Origin of the sequence: Labrys wisconsinensis (assembly GCF_030814995.1) — a bacterium.
In the GTDB taxonomy this organism is placed as follows: Bacteria; Pseudomonadota; Alphaproteobacteria; order Rhizobiales; family Labraceae; genus Labrys; species Labrys wisconsinensis.
Genome location: NZ_JAUSVX010000027.1, coordinates 25797 through 44852, shown reverse-complemented (window position 1 = coordinate 44852; position 19056 = coordinate 25797). Strand labels below are relative to the sequence as shown.

The 19056-nt window shown below is 67.3% G+C and carries 20 protein-coding genes; 14 read left to right on the top strand and 6 right to left on the bottom strand.

Annotation, left to right across the window (positions count from 1 at the left end; translation table 11 throughout):
* The first annotated feature begins 6 nt into the window (after positions 1-6).
* Both QO011_RS39435 and QO011_RS39430 read left to right on the top strand, forming a co-directional pair.
* Positions 7-756, top strand: a complete 750-nt coding sequence (locus QO011_RS39435) for a metallophosphoesterase family protein (RefSeq protein ID WP_307285249.1) — start codon at positions 7-9, stop codon at positions 754-756.
* Entirely contained in the window at positions 753-1304 is a 552-nt protein-coding gene (locus tag QO011_RS39430) for an RBBP9/YdeN family alpha/beta hydrolase (protein ID WP_307285248.1), read from the top strand. Before QO011_RS39435 ends, QO011_RS39430 begins: the two co-directional genes overlap by 4 nt.
* A gap of 15 nt (positions 1305-1319) precedes the next feature.
* Here the strand turns inward: QO011_RS39430 and QO011_RS39425 are convergent, their stop codons facing one another.
* From QO011_RS39425 to QO011_RS39405, 5 genes are all read right to left on the bottom strand, one after another.
* A complete protein-coding gene (locus QO011_RS39425) occupies positions 1320-1889 on the bottom strand; it encodes an NADPH-dependent FMN reductase (RefSeq protein WP_307285245.1) in 570 nt (189 codons plus the stop codon).
* 140 nt (positions 1890-2029) lie between these two features.
* On the bottom strand, positions 2030-3877 hold the full coding sequence (locus QO011_RS39420) for an ABC transporter ATP-binding protein (RefSeq protein WP_307285240.1): 1848 nt from the start codon (positions 3875-3877) through the stop codon (positions 2030-2032).
* Between the two features lie 67 nt (positions 3878-3944).
* Complete coding sequence (locus QO011_RS39415) at positions 3945-4739, bottom strand: HpcH/HpaI aldolase family protein (RefSeq protein WP_307285381.1); 795 nt, start codon at positions 4737-4739, stop codon at positions 3945-3947.
* 81 nt (positions 4740-4820) lie between these two features.
* Complete coding sequence (gene sthA, locus QO011_RS39410) at positions 4821-6212, bottom strand: Si-specific NAD(P)(+) transhydrogenase (protein ID WP_307285237.1); 1392 nt, start codon at positions 6210-6212, stop codon at positions 4821-4823.
* A 153-nt stretch (positions 6213-6365) separates the two neighbouring features.
* Complete coding sequence (locus QO011_RS39405; protein ID WP_307285233.1) at positions 6366-6689, bottom strand: DUF1476 domain-containing protein; 324 nt, start codon at positions 6687-6689, stop codon at positions 6366-6368.
* A gap of 276 nt (positions 6690-6965) precedes the next feature.
* On the opposite strand from QO011_RS39405, the gene purC reads away from it, so the two are divergent.
* From purC to QO011_RS39370, 7 genes are all read left to right on the top strand, one after another.
* Entirely contained in the window at positions 6966-7730 is a 765-nt protein-coding gene (gene purC / locus QO011_RS39400) for a phosphoribosylaminoimidazolesuccinocarboxamide synthase (RefSeq protein WP_307285231.1), read from the top strand.
* 66 nt (positions 7731-7796) lie between these two features.
* Positions 7797-8339 carry a hypothetical protein gene (locus QO011_RS39395; RefSeq protein ID WP_307285228.1) on the top strand — a complete coding sequence of 181 codons (543 nt, stop codon included), beginning with the start codon at positions 7797-7799 and terminating at the stop codon, positions 8337-8339.
* Positions 8340-8424: 85 nt separating this feature from the next.
* Positions 8425-8667 (top strand): phosphoribosylformylglycinamidine synthase subunit PurS, encoded by a 243-nt coding sequence (gene purS / locus QO011_RS39390; RefSeq protein WP_307285225.1) that lies wholly within the window; start codon positions 8425-8427, stop codon positions 8665-8667.
* Positions 8664-9224 carry a hypothetical protein gene (locus QO011_RS39385; protein ID WP_307285223.1) on the top strand — a complete coding sequence of 187 codons (561 nt, stop codon included), beginning with the start codon at positions 8664-8666 and terminating at the stop codon, positions 9222-9224. Before purS ends, QO011_RS39385 begins: the two co-directional genes overlap by 4 nt.
* Positions 9225-9487: 263 nt before the next feature.
* Positions 9488-9982 (top strand): hypothetical protein, encoded by a 495-nt coding sequence (locus QO011_RS39380; RefSeq protein ID WP_307285220.1) that lies wholly within the window; start codon positions 9488-9490, stop codon positions 9980-9982.
* Between the two features lie 78 nt (positions 9983-10060).
* Positions 10061-10756, top strand: a complete 696-nt coding sequence (gene purQ / locus QO011_RS39375; protein WP_307285218.1) for a phosphoribosylformylglycinamidine synthase subunit PurQ — start codon at positions 10061-10063, stop codon at positions 10754-10756.
* Between the two features lie 67 nt (positions 10757-10823).
* Positions 10824-11285: a hypothetical protein gene (locus tag QO011_RS39370; RefSeq protein ID WP_307285212.1), complete on the top strand. Its 462-nt coding sequence runs from the start codon at positions 10824-10826 to the stop codon at positions 11283-11285.
* A 16-nt stretch (positions 11286-11301) separates the two neighbouring features.
* On the opposite strand, the gene QO011_RS39365 is transcribed toward QO011_RS39370, so the two are convergent.
* The gene (locus QO011_RS39365; protein ID WP_307285210.1) at positions 11302-11538 is read right to left on the bottom strand and encodes an Lrp/AsnC ligand binding domain-containing protein; all 237 of its coding nucleotides are present in this window, start codon (positions 11536-11538) and stop codon (positions 11302-11304) included.
* A 495-nt stretch (positions 11539-12033) separates the two neighbouring features.
* On the opposite strand from QO011_RS39365, the gene QO011_RS39360 reads away from it, so the two are divergent.
* The 5 genes from QO011_RS39360 to purL all read left to right on the top strand — a co-directional run bounded on the left by QO011_RS39360 (position 12034) and on the right by purL (position 19005).
* Entirely contained in the window at positions 12034-12783 is a 750-nt protein-coding gene (locus QO011_RS39360; RefSeq protein WP_307285207.1) for an outer membrane protein, read from the top strand.
* Between the two features lie 554 nt (positions 12784-13337).
* Positions 13338-14162 carry an outer membrane protein gene (locus QO011_RS39355; protein WP_307285204.1) on the top strand — a complete coding sequence of 275 codons (825 nt, stop codon included), beginning with the start codon at positions 13338-13340 and terminating at the stop codon, positions 14160-14162.
* A 479-nt stretch (positions 14163-14641) separates the two neighbouring features.
* Positions 14642-15418, top strand: a complete 777-nt coding sequence (locus QO011_RS39350) for an outer membrane protein (protein ID WP_307285203.1) — start codon at positions 14642-14644, stop codon at positions 15416-15418.
* 447 nt (positions 15419-15865) lie between these two features.
* Complete coding sequence (locus QO011_RS39345) at positions 15866-16618, top strand: outer membrane protein (RefSeq protein WP_307285199.1); 753 nt, start codon at positions 15866-15868, stop codon at positions 16616-16618.
* 149 nt (positions 16619-16767) lie between these two features.
* Positions 16768-19005 (top strand): phosphoribosylformylglycinamidine synthase subunit PurL, encoded by a 2238-nt coding sequence (gene purL / locus QO011_RS39340; RefSeq protein WP_307285196.1) that lies wholly within the window; start codon positions 16768-16770, stop codon positions 19003-19005.
* Positions 19006-19056 lie beyond the last annotated feature (51 nt).

The following is a 19056-nucleotide window of genomic DNA, read 5'->3' as shown; positions in this document are numbered from 1 at the left end:
CGCCGCATGCGCATCGCCGTCCTCGCCGACATCCACGGCAATCTCGACGCCCTGGAAGCCGTGATCGCCGACCTGAAGCTCGAGGCGCCCGATCTCGTCGTCAATCTCGGCGACTGCGTGTCCGGGCCGCTCGATCCCGGCCTGACCGCCGAGCGGCTGATCGATCTCGGCTGGCCGACGGTGCGCGGCAACCATGACCGGTACATCGCCGGGCAGCCGCGCGAGGCGATGGGCTCCTACGAGACCGATGCGATCGACCGGCTCGCCCCGGCGCATCTCGACTGGCTGCGGGCCCTGCCGCAGCTGGCCACGCCGCTGGACGGCGTGCTGATGTGCCACGCCACGCCGGCCTGCGACGAGACCTACCTCGCCGAATCCGTCGGCCCTCACGCCGTGGTGCTGGCGAGCGACGCGGAGATCGCCGAGCACCTGGGCGCCGGCACCCCGGCGCTGGTCCTCTGCGGCCATTCCCATGTGCCGAGGCTCGTGCGGCTCGCCGGCGGGAGGACCGTGTTCAACCCCGGCGCCGTCGGCCTGCAGGCCTATGACGACGTCACGCCCTGGCCGCACGTCATCGAGACCGGCAGCCCGCATGCGCGCTACGGTGTGATCGACGCCGTTGCCGGCGGATGGCGTTTCAGCCACCGTCAGGTGGACTATGATTGGGACGCGGCCGCCCGCAAGGCGGCAGCTGCCGGGCGGAGCGACTGGGCCGTCGCCCTGCGGACCGGCTTCGCGGAAAGGCAAGCGCCATGAGGGTCTCCGACGCCGACATCCTGATCGTGCCCGGCTTCGGCAATTCCGGGCCGGACCATTGGCAATCGCGCTGGCAGGCCAAGCTCTCGACCGCCCGGCGCATCGCCATGGCCGACTGGAACCAGGCCGACCGCGCCGTCTGGGTCGAGGCCATCGCGGCGGGCGTCGCGGCCGGTTCGCGGCCGGTGGTCATCGTCGCCCATTCCCTCGGCGTCGTCGCCACGGCCCATGCCGCGCCCGGCCTGGCGGGCCGGGTCGCGGGCGCCTTCCTGGTCGCCCCGTCCGACTGGGACAAGCCGGACCTGCTGCCCGGCGTCGTCCACGACTTCGCGCCGATCCCCCAGCTGCCCCTACCCTTCCCCTCGGTGCTGGTGGCGAGCAGCAACGATCCCTATTGCCCGATCCAGCGCGCTTCGGACTTTGCCGAGGCCTGGGGGTCCGAGTTCGTCGATGCCGGCGAGGCCGGCCACATCAACGCCGAATCCGGCCACGGCCCCTGGCCGGAAGGCCTGATGAAGTTCGCCGGCTTCCTGTCGCGCCTGCCGTAAGGCCGGCCATCGGGCCTACCCTCGCGCGGTCTTGAGCGCCCTGGTCCACCAGACCAGCTCGTCGAGCATGGTCTCGGCCGACTTCTGCAGATGCGGCAGCTCGGCGAGGTCCGTGCCCTGACGGGCCGCGGTGAAGTCGGCGCCGCCGATGTGCACGCCGTGGCGGATCGGCGCCATCTGCAGCTCGATCGCGATCAGGCGCAGCTGCTCCACCGCCCGGGCGCCGCCGACGCCGCCATAGCCGACGAACGCCGCGGTCTTGCGGTTCCATTCGGGATAGGCGTAATCGAGCGCGTTCTTGAGCACGCCGGTCGGGCCGCGATTGTACTCGGCCGCCGAGAAGATGAAGCCGTCGAAGGTGGCCAGCGTCTTCTGCCAGCGCACGCCGACCTCGCTCTGGGTCGGCGCCCAGGCATTGGAGGCCACCTCCTCGAAGAAGGGCAGCGGAAAGTCGCGCAGATCGATCAGCTCGACCTCGATATCCCCGCGCTTCGAGGCGATGTCGAAGATCCAGCGCGCCGGCCTGTCGCCGAAGCGGGTGGGACGGGTGCTGCCGATGACGACGGCGATCCTGGGCAAGGCCATGCTGCGTTTCTCCCGGGCTCCCGGCGAGGGAGCGGTTGCCCGATCCTTTCTATGGCCATGGGTGACGAAGGCAAGCGCATGCCGGCCGTTCAGCCGCGAGGCCGGCCGAGGAAATCAACGAAGGCGCGCAGGGCCGGCGCTCAGGGCGTCGCCTGCGGGTCCTCCGCGTCGATGAAGCCGCCGGACTGGCGCCGCCATAGGCCGGCATAGACCCCGCCCCGGGCCAGAAGCTCGTCATGGCTGCCGGTCTCGATCACCCGGCCGCGGTCCATCACCACCAGACGGTCCATATGGGCGATGGTCGAGAGGCGGTGGGCGATGGCGATCACGGTCTTGCCGGCCATCAGCCCGGCGAGGCTGTCCTGGATCGCCGCCTCCACCTCGCTGTCGAGCGCGGAGGTCGCCTCGTCGAGCACCAGGATCGGCGCATCCTTCAGGATGACGCGGGCGATGGCGATGCGCTGGCGCTGGCCGCCGGAAAGCTTGACGCCGCGCTCGCCGACATGGGCCTCGTAGCCCTTGCGGCCGAGCCAGTCCTCCAGCTCCAGGATGAAGTCGTGCGCCTGGGCCCGCCGGGCCGCGGCCAGCACCTCCGCCTCGCTCGCCTCCGGGCGGCCATAGGCGATGTTGTCGCGGATGGTGCGGTGCAGGAGCGAGGTATCCTGCGTCACCACCGAGATGCCGGCGCGCAGGCTCTCCTGCGTCACGCCGGCGATGTCCTGCCCGTCGATCAGGATGCGCCCCTCGTCGAGGTCGTAGAAGCGCAGCAGGAGATTGACCAGCGTGGTCTTGCCGGCGCCGGAACGGCCGACCAGGCCGATCTTCTCGCCCGGCCGGACCACGAGATCGAGCTTCTCGATCAGGCCGCCCTCGCGGCCATAGCCGAAGGACATGCCTTCGAACCGGACCTCGCCCCTGGTGACGAGGAGCTCGCCGGCGTCGTGCCGATCGGTCAGCGTGATCGGCCGTGCGATGGTCAGCATGCCCTCCTGCACCGTGCCGACGCCCTCGAAGATGTCCGTGACCTGCGACGCCACGGTGCCGGCCACCGAGGCGATCTGCCAGGTCAGCGGGATCGCCATGGCGACGACGCCGACATCGATGGTGCCGTGCACCCACAGCCAGACGGCGAGCCAGGATTCGCTGATCACCAGCACGGCGTTGAGCGTCTGCAGCGAGATGACGAAGCCGGTGATCACCCGGAGCTGCCGGCGGAAGGCGTAGGTGTGGCGGTCGATCGCGTCGCGCACATAGGCGTCCTCGTGCTCCAGCCGCGCGAACAGCTTGAGCGTCAGGATGTTGGTGTAGCTGTCGACGATCCGCCCGACGATCATCGATCGGGCTTCGGAGTTTCGCTTGGAACGGTCGCGCACGCGCGGCACGAAGATCCGCAGCATCGTGGCATAGGCGACGAACCAGAGGGCGATGGGAAGCGCCAGGCGCAGGTCCACCAGGCCGAGCATCGTCACGGCGCTGGCGCCGTAGACCATGATGCCCCACACCGCATTGATCGAGACCACGGCGCTCTGGCGCAGGGAGCCGCCGGTCTCCATGACCCGGGCGGCGAGGCGCCCGGCAAAGTCGCTCTGGAAGAACGGCCAGCTCTGGCGCACGACATGGCGATGGCTCTGCCAGCGCACGAGGTTGGTGACGTTGGCGGCGATGCCGGAATTGGAGATCAGGCCCTGCAGCGCGATGGCCAGCGGCCGGCAGACGACGACGACGAAGGCCATCGCAACGAGAAAGGCCCCATGCTCCGCCAGGAACGTCGCCGGCGGCGTGCTGGTGATCATCCGCACCAGGTGCCCGATGAACCAGGGAATGGTCGAATCGAGCAGCGAGACCACCAGGCCGGCGCAGAACAGCGCGGCGAACAGGCCTTTGGCCTGGCTAAGAAAGTGCCAGTAGAACCGCAGCAGGCCGGCCGGCGGCGGAGCCTCCACGCCGACGGCGGTCGGCGCGACGATTCGCTCGAAAAAATGGAACATGCCCCGCGGTTAGACCGCCGAAGCGGCAGATTTAAGAGCGGAGCATAAAAAAGGACGCAGGCGCCTTTCAGTACCGCGCGCCGCCCTCGCCGGCCGTGCCGCGCGCCGCCGTGAGCGCCGCCCTGGCGCCGTCGGACAGGAAGGCCATGTCGCTGCCGACGGCCAGGATGTCGAAGCCCATCTGCGCATTGCGCCGGGCCGCCTCGCCGCCGGCGCAGAAGATGGCCGTCGTCTTGCCGCGCTTGCGGGCGGCCTCGACCAGGCGCTCCATCACCGCCACCGCCTCCGGCATGCGGTGGTCGAGCCTGGCCCCGTCCGACAGGCTGATCGAGAGGTCGCTGGGGCCGACGAAGACGCCGTCGAGGCCGGGCACGTCGAGGATGTCGTCCGCCGCCGCCACCGCGGCCCGCGTCTCGATCATCGCCAGCACCACGACATTGTCGTTGGCGCTCGCCCGGTAGGTCTCCACCGTCAGGCCGAGCATGTCGATGGCCCGCGTCGGCCCCCAGCTGCGGCTGCCGAGCGGCGGATATTTCAGGGTGTCGACCAGGCGCCGCCCATCCTCCGCACTGTTGACCATGGGCAGGACTGCCACCTCCGCCCCAACGTCGAGCAGCCGCGCCGCCTCGGCATAGCCCTCCAGCCCGACCCGCACCCCGCTCGGCCGGCCGGCGCGCCGCACCGCCGCGATGCTGTCGCGCGCCTCGGCAAAGCCCCCCTCGCCGTGCTGCAGGTCGAAGAAGGCCATGTCGAAGCCGACCTTCACCGCGGCCTCGGCATTGCGCGCAATGCAGGAGGCCACCCAGGCCGCGAAAATCTGCTCGCCCTTGGCGAGGCGCGCCTTCACCGTGAAGCCGGACATCGTGATCACCCATTCCACCATCGGCCGGAGCCCGGCCCGATCGAGGCATCGGACCATGTTCACGCGCGAATAGGAAGCGCTTCAGGCCCGCGACATGCGGTTCCAGGCGTCGAGGCCGGCGATCTTGTAGGCCTCCGCCAGGGTGGGGTAGTTGAAGGTGTTCTCGATGAAGAAGTCGACGGTGCCCTTGAGGTTGACCACGGCCTGGCCGATATGGATCAGCTCCGTCGCCCCTTCCCCGACGATGTGCACGCCGAGCAGGCGGCGCGTGTCGAGGGCGAAGATCATCTTCAGGAACCCGGTATCCAGGCCCATGATGTGGCCGCGCGAGGTCTCGCGGAAGCGGGCGATGCCGCATTCATAGGCGATGCCCCGCTCGGCCACCTCGTGCTCCGACAGGCCGACGGTCGAGATCTCCGGCACGGAATAGATGCCGTAGGGAAAATTCTCCGGCGGCGGCGGCAGCGGGATGCCGAAGGCGTGGCAGGCGGCGACGCGTCCCTGCTCCATCGAGGTCGAGGCCAGGCTGGGAAAGCCGATCACGTCGCCGGCCGCATAGATATGCGGCACGCTGGTCTGCAGGGTGACGGGATCGACCTTGATGCGCCCGCGGCCGTCGAACTCCAGCCCGACGGCCTCCAGGCCGAGGCTGTCGACCGCCCCGACCCGGCCCGCGGCATAGAGCAGCATGTCCGACCGGATGCGGCGCCCGCCCACCAGCGTCACCACCGGCTTGCCGTCCTCGATCGCATAGGATTCGATCGAGGCGCCGAGGCGGATGGCCATGCCGCGGTCGCGCATGTCGTGGACGAACTCGTCGACCAGCTCGCGGTCGATGAAGTCGAGGATGGCCGGGCGCGGCTCGATCAGCGTCACCGCGACGTCGAGGGCGCTGAAGATCGTGGCATATTCGACGCCGATGACGCCGCCGCCGATCACGGTGAGGCTGCGCGGCAGGCGCGGCATGTCGAGGATCTCGTTGCTGTCGACGATGGCGACGCCGTCGAACGGCACCTGCTCGGGCCGGTGCGGCCGCGTTCCCACCGCGATCAGCACATGGGCGGCGCTCGCCTCGGTCCGCTCGCCGTTGTCGCCGATGAGCTCGAGCCGGTGCGGCGCGAGGAAGCGGGCGCTGGCCCGCAGCGTCCTCACCGCATTGCGGGCGAACTGGTGCTCCAGCACGTCGACCTCGTGGTCGAGCGTCTTGTGCAGGCGCGCCATCAGGTCCTCGGCCGAGATCTCCTTCTTGACCCGGTAGGCGCGGCCGTAGAAGCCGCGCTCGCGCCAGCCCGTCAGGTTGAGCACGGTCTCGCGCAGCGTCTTGGAGGGGATCGTGCCGGTATGCACCGAGACGCCGCCGACGCGGCGCCCCTTGTCGATGACCAGCACCGACTTGCCGAGCTTGGCGGATTGCACGGCCGCGCGCCGACCGGCAGGCCCGCTGCCGATCACGATCATGTCGTAGTCGCCCATGGGAGCTCCGCGGCGGCGGGTAGGAGAGCGCAGACGCCGGCAGCCCGGGCGGATCACCCCTCCCCGACGCTCCCAGCCGCGGAGATAGAGGCCGCCGGCACAGGGCGCGTCAAGAGGTCGCCGGCGTGACAGGACGTCGCCGCCTCGGCGGGCTCAGCGGCCCGCCTGGATGTCGCGCACCGCCTGGGCCTGCAGCTCGTCCATGGTGCGGCGGATCTGGTGGTCGGACTGCGCGACGCCAGCCGCCTCGAAGTCGCCCTTCACCTTGCGGACCACGTCCTCGTCGCCGGCTTCCTCGAAATCGGCCATGACCACGGCCTTGGCATAGGCGTCGGCCTCGGCGCCCGACTTGCCGAGCTTCTCGGCAGCCCACAGGCCCAGAAGCTTGTTGCGCCGCGCAGTCGCCTTGAAACGAAGCTCCTCGTCGTGAGCGAACTTCTTTTCGAAGCCTTCCTCGCGCTTGTCGAACGTCGTCATCGCTGTTTCCTGCTGAAGGTGGACTTGTTTCCGACCCGTGGGCGTTGCATATAGGCGCGCAATCCCCAAATCAACAGACTGAATGTGGCGTTTCTGGCGCGGTCGGATGTCTGTTGGTGCCATGGCGGCGTCGTTGTGCCGGAGCGAACGATCAGCTAGGTTGACGATCGTATCCGGCGCGATCCGCGTGCCGAATCGCCCGCCAGCCGGCCCACGGAAACAATTTCGAGGAGCCTCGGCCCTTTGACGGATTTTCTCAAACCACGGTACATCCCGATGAACCGCCGCCGCCGCATTTACGAAGGCAAGGCGAAGGTCCTCTATGAAGGACCCGAGCCCGGCACGCTGATCCAGCATTTCAAGGACGACGCAACCGCCTTCAACGCCAAGAAGCACGAGGTGATCGACGGCAAGGGCGTGTTGAACAACCGCATCTCCGAATACCTCTTCCAGAACCTCAACGATATCGGCGTTCCCACGCATTTCATCCGGCGGCTGAACATGCGCGAGCAGCTCATCCGCGAGGTGGAGATCATCCCGCTCGAGGTGGTGGTGCGCAACGTCGCCGCCGGCTCGATCGCCACGCGCCTCGGCCTGGAAGAAGGCACGCAGCTGCCGCGTTCGATCATCGAGTTCTATTACAAGAACGACGGCCTCAACGACCCGATGGTGTCGGAGGAGCACATCACCGCCTTCGGCTGGGCCAGCCCGCCGGAGATCGACGACATCATGGCGCTCGCCATCCGCGTCAACGACTTCCTGACCGGCCTCTTCCTCGGCGTCGGTATCCGCCTGGTCGACTTCAAGATCGAATGCGGCCGGCTGTGGGAGAACGATCTGATGCGGATCGTGCTCGCCGACGAGATCTCGCCGGACAATTGCCGGCTGTGGGACATCAAGTCGAACGACAAGCTCGACAAGGACCGGTTCCGCCGCGACATGGGCGGCCTGGTCGAGGCCTATACCGAGGTCGCCCGCCGCCTCGGCATCCTCAACGAGACGGAAAACGTCGTGACCAAGGGGCCGACGTTGGTCCAGTGAGCCGGCGCGGCCATGGCCGGATCCGGGGTCGACGACGCAGAGCCCGCGCGGCTCGGAGGGACGCTCGTGCCTCGCCCGCGGGTCCGGGCAGCCTCGCGTCGCCTGACGGCATGGGCCGTCTGCGCCGCGGCGGCGCTGGCCCTGGCCGGCTGCGACCTCTGGCTGGCCGACCGGGTGGCGATGCTGCCCCGGCCCGCCTCCTGGCAGGCCCTGCCCTTGCGGGCGCTGGTCTCCGAGTCCGCCGTCCACGCCGAGGCCATCGAGATCTGCACCAAGGCGCGATGCGGCTATGATGCGGTCGTGGCACAGTTCAGTGCCGAGGGAGAGGCGGCCCGGCACCTCGAAGCGGTGCTCGCCCAGCCGCGGCGCCTGACGGCGGATCTGCGCCGGCGCCAGCGCAATCCCAAGGTTCCGCCGGCCCAGGCCGTGGTGGAGACATTTGCGTCCGGTGACTGGAAGGGCTTGCAGATCCGCATGTCGGGCGGCGCCGGCGCCAGGCAGGTCTATGGCGTCGCGGCCGGCCGGCGCGACGGCGGCAAGTTGGCGGTGACCATCGTCGTCGCCGCGCCGGGCCCGGGCCGGGCTCTCGTCGGCGCCGTGATGCGGTGAGCGGCGCGACCGTCCGCCCCTGGTGGATTGAACCGCGGCCCGGCATGTTCTAAGCGCTGCGCTCCAGTTTGCGATGAGGTCCGCCATGAAAGCCCGTGTCGTCGTCACCTTGAAGAACGGCGTGCTCGACCCCCAGGGCAAAGCCATCGAGGGCGCCCTGGCCTCGCTCGGCGTCGCCGGCGTGACCGGCGTGCGCCAGGGCAAGGTGTTCGACATCACCCTCAGCGGCACCGACGCGGATGCGGCGCGGGAGACGCTGAAGGCGGCCTGCGACAAGCTCCTGGCCAACACCGTGATCGAGAATTACGCGATCGAGACCTCGGCTTGACCGGCGTCTGCCGCGGCATCGGCGCCTCGGCGCTGCTCTGCCTCGGCCTGGCCGGTCCCGCGGCCGGCGCGCCCCGCCTCGCCGCCGGGCCGGGTTTTTCCATCAGCTACGACGATACGATCTGGGCCGAGCGGCCGGCGGTGCCGCCGGCGGCACTGGTCCTCGCCTGCATCGCGCCCGGCTGTGGCGACGCCGCCGCCGCCCTGGTGCTCGATCCCCGTCCGACCCTCAGCCCGGGAGCCGGCGCCTTCACGCCGGGCGCGATGGCGCCCGCCGGCATCGACCTCGCCATGCAGGCTCTGACGCCGGGCGCCCGGGTGCTGGCCGAGACGCCGGCACGCCCGGCGGCCTCGGGCGAGGCGTCCGGCTATTGCGGGCGCTATACGATCGAGGACGCCGCGCTGGCCCGCCGTGACCTCGTCGCCTGCCTGGCGCGCCTTGACGGCCGCACCCTGCATCTGCGCCTCACAGCCGCCCGGCTCGGGGAGGAGCAGGTCCGGGCCTTCGATGCCCTGCGCGCGACGCTCCGGCCGACCCCGGGGCCGCCGGCGCGCTAAAGCGTTTTGCGATTTGGCGGAATCGCCAAACATCGCAAAGACGCGTCGAAACAAGGGGCTAGAGCAAAGCAGCGTTTCCGTCCAAACGCGCTTTGCTCTAGCTGCGCCGAAGCGTCGCAACGATCGCCCCTCCGATCTCGGCATTTTCGACTTGCCGCTGCGGAAGAAGACCGGCTCTATCCCTGCGGGGCTTTGGAGTGGTTGCGATGATGCGCATGCTGATTCCTTTGGTTGTGGCCGGACTGGTCGCAGGATGCCAGTCCATGTCCGCGTTGAACTACGGCCCGGCCGCGAGCCCCCGGCTTGCGGCCGCCGGATGGCGCGAGACGTCCTCGACCCCGACGATCACCCTGCCTCGAGGCACCTTCCGCGTCGAGAAGGCACTCGCCTGCACCCAGCCCTCCTGCGGCGGCGTTGGCGGCGCGGCGATCGTCAGCTTCTCCGCGCCGCCCGCGCCAGGGCGAATCGGCTTCGGCCGATATGCCGAGGCCGCCCGGCTCTCCAACGGCCAGGTCGAGGCGATGCTCAGGCTCTCCCTGACGACGAACGCCAACGCTTCCTCCTTCGCGATCTCGAATGTCCGGCGGACCGGGGCCGTCATTAGCTTCGATCTGAGCGGCTGGTCGCGGCTCAACCGCGAGATCTTCACGACCGGCCGCGCCACCATCGTCGGCGAGACCATGCGGATGACGGCCGGATCCGGCATGACGCCGCAGATCAGCCGCGAGCGGCTGAGGCTCATCTCCGACCTGCGCTGATCGGGGCGGGCGGCGCGGACGGAAGAGGTGACGTTGCGCGCCAAACGCGATAAGGAGCTTTTCTGAAGCGGAGGCTCCATGAAAGCGGCGGTCATCACCTTTCCCGGCTCGAATCGCGACGGCGACGTCGCCAAGGCGCTGCGCAAGGCCGGTGCCCATGTGGTCATGGCGTGGCATGCCGACACCGAGCTGCCGGCCGGGACCGACCTCGTCGTGCTGCCGGGCGGCTTCTCCTATGGCGACTATCTCAGGTGCGGCGCCATCGCCGCACGGGCAGCGATCATGGATGCGGTCCGCGCCCACGCCAAGCGCGGCGGCCTGGCGCTCGGCATCTGCAACGGCTTCCAGATCCTCACCGACGGCGGGCTGCTGCCGGGTGTGCTGATGCGCAACGCCGACCTGAAGTTCATCTGCAAGCGGGTGCACCTGAAGGTGGAGCGCACGGATACGCCCTTCACCAGCGCCTATCGCCCGGGGCAGGCGATCGACGTCTGCGTCGCCCACGGCGAGGGCAATTATTTCTGCGGCGCCGTCACGCTGCAGCGCCTCGAGGACGAAGGGCTGGTCGCGTTCCGCTACTGCGACGCCGCCGGCGCGGTCACGCCGCAGGCCAATCCCAACGGCTCGCTCAACGCCATCGCCGGCATCTATTCGCGCAATCGCCGCGTGCTCGGCATGATGCCCCATCCGGAGAATCTGATCGACCCTCTGGCCGGCGGCGTCGACGGATTCGGGCTGTTCGAAAGTCTGGTCGCAAGCGTGGTGCCGGCCTGAGCGGGGTCGGCACCCGGCCGCAGGCGCCGGCATGGCGCTGCGAAAACAGGTGCAAGGGAGCGATTCGATGAGGCGAGAGGCTCGGTTTGCTGCGGCGGGATGCGCCGTCTTGCTGCTCGGCGGCTGCGGCATGGGGCGTGCGGCGCTCGACGCGCAGCCCGTGCAGTCGGCGGCGATGGCGCCGGTGACCACGGCCGAGGGCATCCAGCAATTCTCGGTGCCGGCCGACGGCCGCGCGCTGCTCGGCGCGGAACTGCGGAAGCGGGTGCCCGGGCCGATCCAGGATGCGCAGATCTCCAATGCCTGGCGGACGGCCGCCAGCGCTCAGAAGACGCCGGACGACTATGCCGCTTGCGTCACGGCCACCACCCCGCAAGGCAACCAGACCTTCGTGATGGTCAAGTCGGGCGGCGGGCGCAGCGCGGGCATCGGCGACGTCATCGCCGGCGCGGCGGCGGCCAAGCGCTGCGGCGATCCCTCCCGCGTCGTGCAGTGGGCGCCGCTGACCGAAGCGGTCGCCATGCAGTGACGCGCCGCAGCGCGAATCAGAATGCGCGGAAGGTGATGGTGGTCCTGGTGTCGAGGATGCCGGGAATCACCTGCACCTTCTCCCCGACGAAATGGCCGATATCCACATCGTCCGGCACGTAGAACTTGGCCAGGATGTCGAAATCGCCGGCCGTCGAATAGATCTCCGAGGCGATCTCTGATTCGGCCAGCGCGCCGGCCACCTCGTAGGTCCGGCCGAGAGCGCATTTGATCTGGACGAAGAAGGTTTGCATCGCGTCACTCCCGGGATCGGCCTATCGCGTGATGAATCGGCCTGCAAGGGGAATGTGACGCCCCCCGGTGCAAGCTTGCCAGGTCGTTCCGTGGCGCCGGCAATATCGTCCAGCCCGAGCACAACAAGCCTTCCGCCAGCTACTTCGCCTGCACCGTAGAGACCGCCCTATCGGAACGTGCCTTTTACGATTCGTTAGAGAATAGAATTATCCCGTGATCACATCATGGGCACGGTCCACTTGAAATCGCGCTCCGCTGCTCCATAGGCCAGGAAGCATTGCCGGATTGCTGCGCTGCATTGCCCTGTTACCCATTTGACACAACGCCTCATGATCTGCCGATTTTGCCCTTTCCAGGGCACCGGCGACCTTCCCGCTGAGGCACGAGGGTGCTATTTATCACCCTACGAGTTGAGTGCCGTGTCTGGGGTGGCTTAGGCGAGCTTCGGGACTACGTCACGTTCTTCGGTTAATTCTTGTTTGAATGGGTCAGATATGAACATCCGCAATTCTCTCAAGATCGGCACTGCGGCCCTCGCTCTGATCGGCAGCGTCGCAGTGGCCCGCGCGGCAGACCTCGCTGCCGCTCCGGTCGAGCCCGTGGCGCCCATCCCCTACGCCTTCAGCTGGACCGGCTTCTATGTCGGCGCCAACATCGGCTATGGCTTCGGCGGCGACGACAGGGTCGGTGTCCGCAACAATCTCGGCGTCGTCGTGCCGAACTTCGCGAAGTTCGAGCCCGACGGCATCTTCGGCGGCGTTCAGGCCGGCTACAACTATCAGTGGGGCAATTTCGTCTTCGGTCTTGAAGGCGACTTCCAGGGCGCCGGCATCGACGACAAGTTCAATGGCGTGAATGCGGGCGGCGTGACCTGGAGCGGCAAGTCCAACCTCGACTGGTTCGGCACGATCCGTCCGCGCGCTGGTTTCGCCTGGGATCGCTTCTTGATCTACGGCACCGGCGGTGTTGCCTTTGGTGGCATCGACTATCGCGTCTCCGGTATCGATGGCGGCGGCAACACGGTCGACATGAAGAAGAACGACACGCAGGTCGGCTGGACTGCCGGCGCGGGTCTCGAATATGCGATCACCGACAATTGGACGGCGAAGCTCGAGTACCAGTATATCAACTTCGGCAAGGAGAAGATTACTGCGGCCGTTGTTCCGCCGAACGGTATCGATGTCAGCACGAACGAGACCGTTCAGACCCATACGGTTCGGTTGGGCGTCAACTACAAGTTCTGATCAGCTTCACAACCACTATCTGTTCTGACGTAATCAGCCGGAGAAGCCATGCTTCTCCGGCTGATTCGTTTATCCTGTTTGCTGCCCTCTCATCGCCTGCGTTCCAAGCGATGCCCTGTCGCCCACCTCGGCGACGCCTCCGGTCTGCCGAGGCTGGGCCCGGGCACATGCTCCCTTCCCACCGGAAGAGCCGCCCGTGCTCCGTACGGCAAGCCTGACGAACGTCCGCGCATCCCGGCGCCGTGGGGCCCGCCGCCGGCCTTCGCTGAATTCGGCATCTTCGCGGTGACGCGGAAGGAGCGCAGGTCCCACTTTTCTCATTCTCCACTCGCACCTCGGGTGGCGAGCTGAGAGAGGACACCGCATCATTCGGGAGCCCGTCCTATCGGCACCGGAAAGCCCTCTATCGAGCTGCGGTCGTTGGGGCTGACGCGTCGGCCACAGGTCCTCACGATCTCGCGATCCCACCCCCTCTCGGACGCCGGCGACCTTCCCGCTGTGGAACAATGATGCTATGGCCTGATCCGGGAGCTGAGGTTGTGGCGAGGGCTGGAATGCACTTCGAGACCACGGCCGTCTTTTCGTCGAAGTCATTTGTGAGTCGGCCGAACATGAACATTCGCACTTTTCTCAAGATTGGTAGCGCGTCTCTGGCCCTGATCGGCAGCGTCGTGATGGCGCGTGCGGCGGATCTGGCTGTCGCTCCGGTGGAGCCGGCGGCCCCCATCCCCTATGCCTTCAGCTGGACCGGCTTCTACGTCGGCGCCAACATCGGCTACGGCTTCGGCGGCGAGGACGAGGTCGGCGCCCATGCTCCGTCCGTGGGAGTTTCCGTCAACAACATCGCCAAGTTCGACGATAGCGGCGTGTTCGGCGGCGCGCAGGCCGGCTACAACTATCAGATCGGCTCGTTCGTCGTCGGCCTTGAGGCCGATATTCAAGGATCGGGCATTTCTGACAAGTTCAGCAAGACCATCACGGCGGCCGGCATTCCCTTCGCCACGAGCGGCAAGTCCGACATCACCTGGTTCGGCACGCTCCGCCCGCGCGTCGGCTATGCCTGGGATCGGATTCTCGTATACGGCACGGGCGGCCTGGCTTTCGGCGGGGTCGATTATCGGGTGTCGGGTGACGCAGGCGCGCTCGGCCGCGTCGACATGAAGAGCGACGATACCCGCGTCGGATGGACCGCGGGCGCCGGCATCGAATATGCCTTCCTCGACAATTGGTCGACGAAGCTCGAGTACAAATATGTGAACTTCGGCAAGGACAAGGTCAGCGGTGTGGTTGTCGGCGGCCCTGGGGACGGCACCGTCGTGACGACCAACGAGACGGCGCAATTCCACGCGGTGTCGCTGGGCATCAACTACAAGTTCTGATCAGGCAACTTTTGCTACTGCTTCGTGAAGGCCGGAGAAGGTTGCTTCTCCGGCCTTTTGTATTGCGGTCGATGTACTTTGACCGTCGACGCTCCAGGCCGTGCGCCCTGTCACGCTGCGCGCCTCCCGGAGCCGACCGACCGATGCCGGTAGCTGCCAAGGCCGAGCCTGCATGCGAACCCGAGGTCACGCCCGCGAGCTGGCGATCCAGTGCGGCCTTGGGGCCCGGCGGGTGCCAGCGCATTCTCCGTCAAGCGACCTCCACCGGGCCCGGCATCTTCCCGGGCATCGTAAAAGGACGCTCATCACGCGATGCTCCGTGATCTCACGGCCCGAGATACTCTTGGGCACCGCAACCCTTTCCCCTGCGGAACAATCATGCTATGATTCGTATCATGGCTGAAGATGGTGGCGAGGGCTGATATAGACTTCGGGACCACGGCTGCCTCTCGTCGAAATCTTTTGTGAGATGGCCAAACATGAACATTCGCAAGTCCCTTGGAATCGGTGCCGCGCCCCTCGCTCTGATCGGCAGCGTCGCAATGGCCCACGCGGCGGATCTGGCTGCCGTTCCGATCGAACCGGCGGCGCCCATTCCCTATGCCTTCAGCTGGACCGGCTTCTATGTCGGCGCCAATATCGGCTATGGCTTCAACGGCGACGATAAGGTCGGAATCCGTAACAGCTTCGGCTTCTTCGATCCCAAGGTCGCGACGTTCAAGGACAGCGGCATCTTCGGTGGCGTCCAGGCCGGCTACAACTATCAATGGGGTTCCTTCGTTCTCGGTCTCGAAGGCGACATCCAGGGGTCGGGCATCAGCGACAAGTTCAGCGGCGCTCCAGAGCATTTTCCGGGTACGCGCATTCCCAATGGCAATACTTGGAGCGGCAAGTCCGAGGTCAATTGGTTCGGTACGGTCCGTCCCCGCATCGGTTTTGCCTGGGATCGGGCCCTGTTCTACGGAACAGGCGGTCTGGCCTTCGGCGGCGTCGACTACCGACTGTCGGGATTTACGCCGGGCGGCGTCAATTTCGTCAACATCAAGAATGATGACACCAAGGTCGGCTGGGCTGCCGGCGCCGGTATCGAATATGCCTTCACCGACAATTGGACGGTGAAGCTCGAGTACCAGTATGTGAACTTCGGCAGGGACAAGGTCAGCGCTGCACAAATCGGGGTGCCGGCCAACGTCATTTCCAGCCAGGAGACCATCGACTTCCATTCCGTTCGCCTCGGCGTCAATTACAAGTTCTGATCGGCGCCAGGCCCGATCGTCGCAGACCGACCGGCCGGAGAAGCCCCGCTTTCCGGCCGTTCCTTTGCGCCCGATGCCGGACTTGACTGGTTGCATTCGAGCTCCCTGCCGATTGCCGGGCACCTCCGGGAGCCCGGTCTTTCCTATGTGCCGCCCCCATGGCCAAGCTCGACGTCTTCCCGGTGACATGAAGGGTTCGGTTCGCTGTGCCTCCCCTTCGCCCATCGTAAGGCCACCAGGGACAAGGCAGCGCACCATTTGAACGCTTGTCTCGTCGGCGCCCGACGAGACGCAGCCATCATAGGTCAACATATTTGACACAGAGCCTCCCCATCTCACGATCCTGGATGCTGGTGCCCTTCCCCCCTGCGGAATAATGATGCCATCCTCCCGTGAGGGAGCTGAGTGTTGCGTCGAGGGCTGGAATCCAATGGGGATCAGCCAGACATGAAGAGTCGCAGCTCTCTCAGGATCGCCACCGCCGCCCTGGCCTTGATCGGCAGCATCTCTGTGACCCATGCGGCGGATCTCGCCGTCGCTGCGGTCGAACCCGCGGCTCCGATCGATTACGCGTTCAGCTGGACCGGCTTCTATGTCGGCGCCAACGTCGGTTACGCCTTTGATGGCAGCAACAAGGTTGGCGCGATCGACCAGACCAACAAGGGCCTGAACGAGTTTGCCAAATTCGAGTACAAAGGGGTCTTCGGCGGCCTGCAGGCTGGATACAACTACCAGTTTGGTTCTGCCGTGGTCGGCCTTGAAGGCGACATCCAAGCCGCGGACTTGAGTGACAAGTTCAACCCGACATTCGGTCCGTGGCATTACATCTTTCATGGGAAGTCCGACATCAATTGGTTCGGCACGGTTCGCCCGCGCGTCGGCTTTGCCTGGGATCGCGCCCTGTTCTATGCGACAGGCGGCCTTGCCGTTGCGGGCGTCGATCATAGTGTTGCCGGCTATGGCGTGTTTACCGGCGCGACGGTTGACATGAAGAACGATGATCCTTTGATTGGATACGTCGTAGGCGGCGGCATCGAATATGCCATTACCGACAACTGGACCGCGAGAATCGAGTACCAATATCTCAAATTTGAAAGGAAGACGGTCAGCGCCACCGAAGTTCCGCCGCTCTATACGGACAGAACGCAAGAAGAACCAAATTTTCAGTCGGTTCGATTGGGAATCAACTACAAGTTCTGATCCGGGCCTCCCCCGATCGTCGGAGCCCGGCCGACTGGAGAAGCCCCGCTTCTCCGGTCGTTTCCGTGTGCCCGCTGCGGGCATTTGACCGTTTACATTCCGGGCTCCACGCCCTATCGCCTTGGGCGTCTTCTGGAGCCGAACCTCGCATGTCCGCCGCCAAGGCCGAGCCCGCATCCGAACCCAAGATCACACCCGAGCTGGTGGCCCAGCACGGCCTGAAGCCGGACGAGTATCAGCGCATCCTGCGGCTGCTCGGCCGGCGGCCGACCTTCACCGAGCTCGGCATCTTCTCGGCGATGTGGAACGAGCACTGCTCCTACAAGTCCTCGCGCCTGCACCTGAGGAAGCTGCCGGTGACCGGCCGCGTCGTCATCCAGGGGCCGGGCGAGAATGCCGGCGTCATCGACATCGGCGACGGGCTCGCGGCGGTCTTCAAGATGGAGAGCCACAACCACCCCTCCTATATCGAGCCCTACCAGGGCGCGACCACCGGGGTCGGCGGCATCCTGCGCGACGTCTTCACCATGGGCGCCCGGCCGATCGCCTGCATGAACGCGCTGTCCTTCGGCGCGCCCGACCATCCCAAGACGCATCACCTCGTCTCCGGCGTGGTGGCCGGCGTCGGCGGCTACGGCAACTCCTTCGGCGTGCCCACGGTCGGCGGCTCGGTGCGCTTCCACAGCCGCTATGACGGCAACATCCTGGTCAACGCCTTCGCCCTCGGCCTCGCCGAGGCCGACAGGATCTTCTACGCCAAGGCGACGGGCGTCGGAAACCCGATCGTCTATCTCGGCTCCAAGACCGGCCGCGACGGCATCCACGGCGCCACCATGGCGTCGGCCGAGTTCGACGACAAGTCGGAGGAGAAGCGTCCGACCGTCCAGGTCGGCGACCCCTTCGCCGAGAAGCTGCTGCTCGAGGCGTGCCTGGAGCTGATGGCGACCGATTCGATCATCGCCATCCAGGACATGGGCGCGGCGGGCCTGACCTGCTCGGCGGTGGAGATGGGCGCCAAGGGCGACCTCGGCGTCGAGCTCGACCTCGACAAGGTGCCGACCCGCGAGACCGGCATGAGCGCCTACGAGATGATGCTCTCCGAGAGCCAGGAGCGCATGCTGATGGTGCTCAAGCCCGGCAAGGAGGCCGAGGCCGAGGCGATCTTCCGCAAATGGGGGCTCGACTTCGCCATCATCGGCCGTACCACCGACGATCTGCGCTTCCGCATCGTCCACCACGGCGAGGTCAAGGCCGACCTGCCGATCAAGGAGCTCGGCGACGAAGCCCCGCTCTACGACCGTCCGCATGTGCCGACGCTGCCGCGCCCGGTTCTCGCCGCCAGGGACCTGCCGGCGACGCTGCCGGCCGGGGAGGCGCTGCTGCGCCTGATCGGCTCGCCCGAGCTGTCCTCCCGGCGCTGGGTCTGGGAGCAGTACGACCATCTGATCCTCGGCAACACCGTGCAGCCGCCGGGCGGCGATGCCGCTGTCGTGCGGGTGCTGGACGGGCCCAAGGGCCTGGTCATGACCAGCGACGTGACGCCGCGCTATTGCGAGGCCGATCCGGTCGAGGGCGGCAAGCAGGCCGTGGCCGAGGCCTGGCGCAACATCACCGCCGTCGGCGGCCTGCCGCTGGCCGTCACCGACAACCTCAATTTCGGCAATCCCGAGCGGCCGGAGATCATGGGCCAGTTCGTCGGCTGCCTGGAGGGCATCGGCGCCGCCTGCCGGGCGCTCGACTTCCCGATCGTCTCCGGCAATGTCTCGCTCTACAACGAGACCAACGGCCGCGGCATCCTGCCGACCCCGACCATCGGCGGCGTCGGCCTGGTCGAGGACGTGGCGCGGACCGCGACCATCGGCTTCAAGGCGGCGGGCGAGACCGTCGTCGTGCTCGGCGAGACCGTGGGCTGGCTCGGCCAGTCGATCTGGCTCGCCGAGATCCTCGGGCGTGAGGACGGCGCGCCGCCGCCCGTCGACCTCGCCGCGGAGAAGCGCAACGGCGACTTCGTCCGCGGCCTGATCCATGCCGAGGAGATCACGGCCTGCCACGACGTCTCCGATGGCGGCCTGCTCGTCGCCCTGGCCGAGATGGCGATGGCCGGCGGCGTCGGCGTCCGCCTGATCGGCGGCGCTGCCGGCATCCCCGCCCACGCCTTCTGGTTCGGCGAGGACCAGGGCCGCTACGTCGTCACCACCACGCCCGATGCCGCAGCGGCGCTGATGGCCAAGGCCCGCGCCGCCGGCGTTGCCGCGCTGGTCCTGGGAACATCGGGCGGCGACGCCTTGATCCTGCCCGACGAAGAGCCGATCCTGGTTGCGGCGCTGAAGGCGCGGCACGAAGGCTTCCTGCCGACCCTGATGTCCGGCCGGCGTGAAGCCGCCTGAGCAGGTTCGGGCTCCGGGACCAGCCTTCAGGCCGGCTCCGGAGCCAGTCGA

What these genes read in the sequence shown, in the direction of transcription:
- QO011_RS39380 (WP_307285220.1), top strand. Translation starts at nt 9,488, where the DNA reads ATGTCCGCGTTGAACTACGGCCCGGCCGCGAGCCCCCGGCTTGCGGCC.
- QO011_RS39370 (WP_307285212.1), top strand. Translation starts at nt 10,824, where the DNA reads ATGAGGCGAGAGGCTCGGTTTGCTGCGGCGGGATGCGCCGTCTTGCTG.
- purS (WP_307285225.1), top strand. Translation starts at nt 8,425, where the DNA reads ATGAAAGCCCGTGTCGTCGTCACCTTGAAGAACGGCGTGCTCGACCCC.
- QO011_RS39365 (WP_307285210.1), bottom strand. Translation starts at nt 11,538, where the DNA reads ATGCAAACCTTCTTCGTCCAGATCAAATGCGCTCTCGGCCGGACCTAC.
- purC (WP_307285231.1), top strand. Translation starts at nt 6,966, where the DNA reads ATGAACCGCCGCCGCCGCATTTACGAAGGCAAGGCGAAGGTCCTCTAT.
- QO011_RS39420 (WP_307285240.1), bottom strand. Translation starts at nt 3,877, where the DNA reads ATGTTCCATTTTTTCGAGCGAATCGTCGCGCCGACCGCCGTCGGCGTG.
- QO011_RS39345 (WP_307285199.1), top strand. Translation starts at nt 15,866, where the DNA reads ATGAAGAGTCGCAGCTCTCTCAGGATCGCCACCGCCGCCCTGGCCTTG.
- sthA (WP_307285237.1), bottom strand. Translation starts at nt 6,212, where the DNA reads ATGGGCGACTACGACATGATCGTGATCGGCAGCGGGCCTGCCGGTCGG.
- QO011_RS39430 (WP_307285248.1), top strand. Translation starts at nt 753, where the DNA reads ATGAGGGTCTCCGACGCCGACATCCTGATCGTGCCCGGCTTCGGCAAT.
- QO011_RS39355 (WP_307285204.1), top strand. Translation starts at nt 13,338, where the DNA reads ATGCACTTCGAGACCACGGCCGTCTTTTCGTCGAAGTCATTTGTGAGT.
- QO011_RS39360 (WP_307285207.1), top strand. Translation starts at nt 12,034, where the DNA reads ATGAACATCCGCAATTCTCTCAAGATCGGCACTGCGGCCCTCGCTCTG.
- QO011_RS39405 (WP_307285233.1), bottom strand. Translation starts at nt 6,689, where the DNA reads ATGACGACGTTCGACAAGCGCGAGGAAGGCTTCGAAAAGAAGTTCGCT.
- purL (WP_307285196.1), top strand. Translation starts at nt 16,768, where the DNA reads ATGTCCGCCGCCAAGGCCGAGCCCGCATCCGAACCCAAGATCACACCC.
- QO011_RS39350 (WP_307285203.1), top strand. Translation starts at nt 14,642, where the DNA reads ATGAACATTCGCAAGTCCCTTGGAATCGGTGCCGCGCCCCTCGCTCTG.
- QO011_RS39435 (WP_307285249.1), top strand. Translation starts at nt 7, where the DNA reads ATGCGCATCGCCGTCCTCGCCGACATCCACGGCAATCTCGACGCCCTG.
- purQ (WP_307285218.1), top strand. Translation starts at nt 10,061, where the DNA reads ATGAAAGCGGCGGTCATCACCTTTCCCGGCTCGAATCGCGACGGCGAC.
- QO011_RS39415 (WP_307285381.1), bottom strand. Translation starts at nt 4,739, where the DNA reads ATGTCCGGCTTCACGGTGAAGGCGCGCCTCGCCAAGGGCGAGCAGATT.
- QO011_RS39425 (WP_307285245.1), bottom strand. Translation starts at nt 1,889, where the DNA reads ATGGCCTTGCCCAGGATCGCCGTCGTCATCGGCAGCACCCGTCCCACC.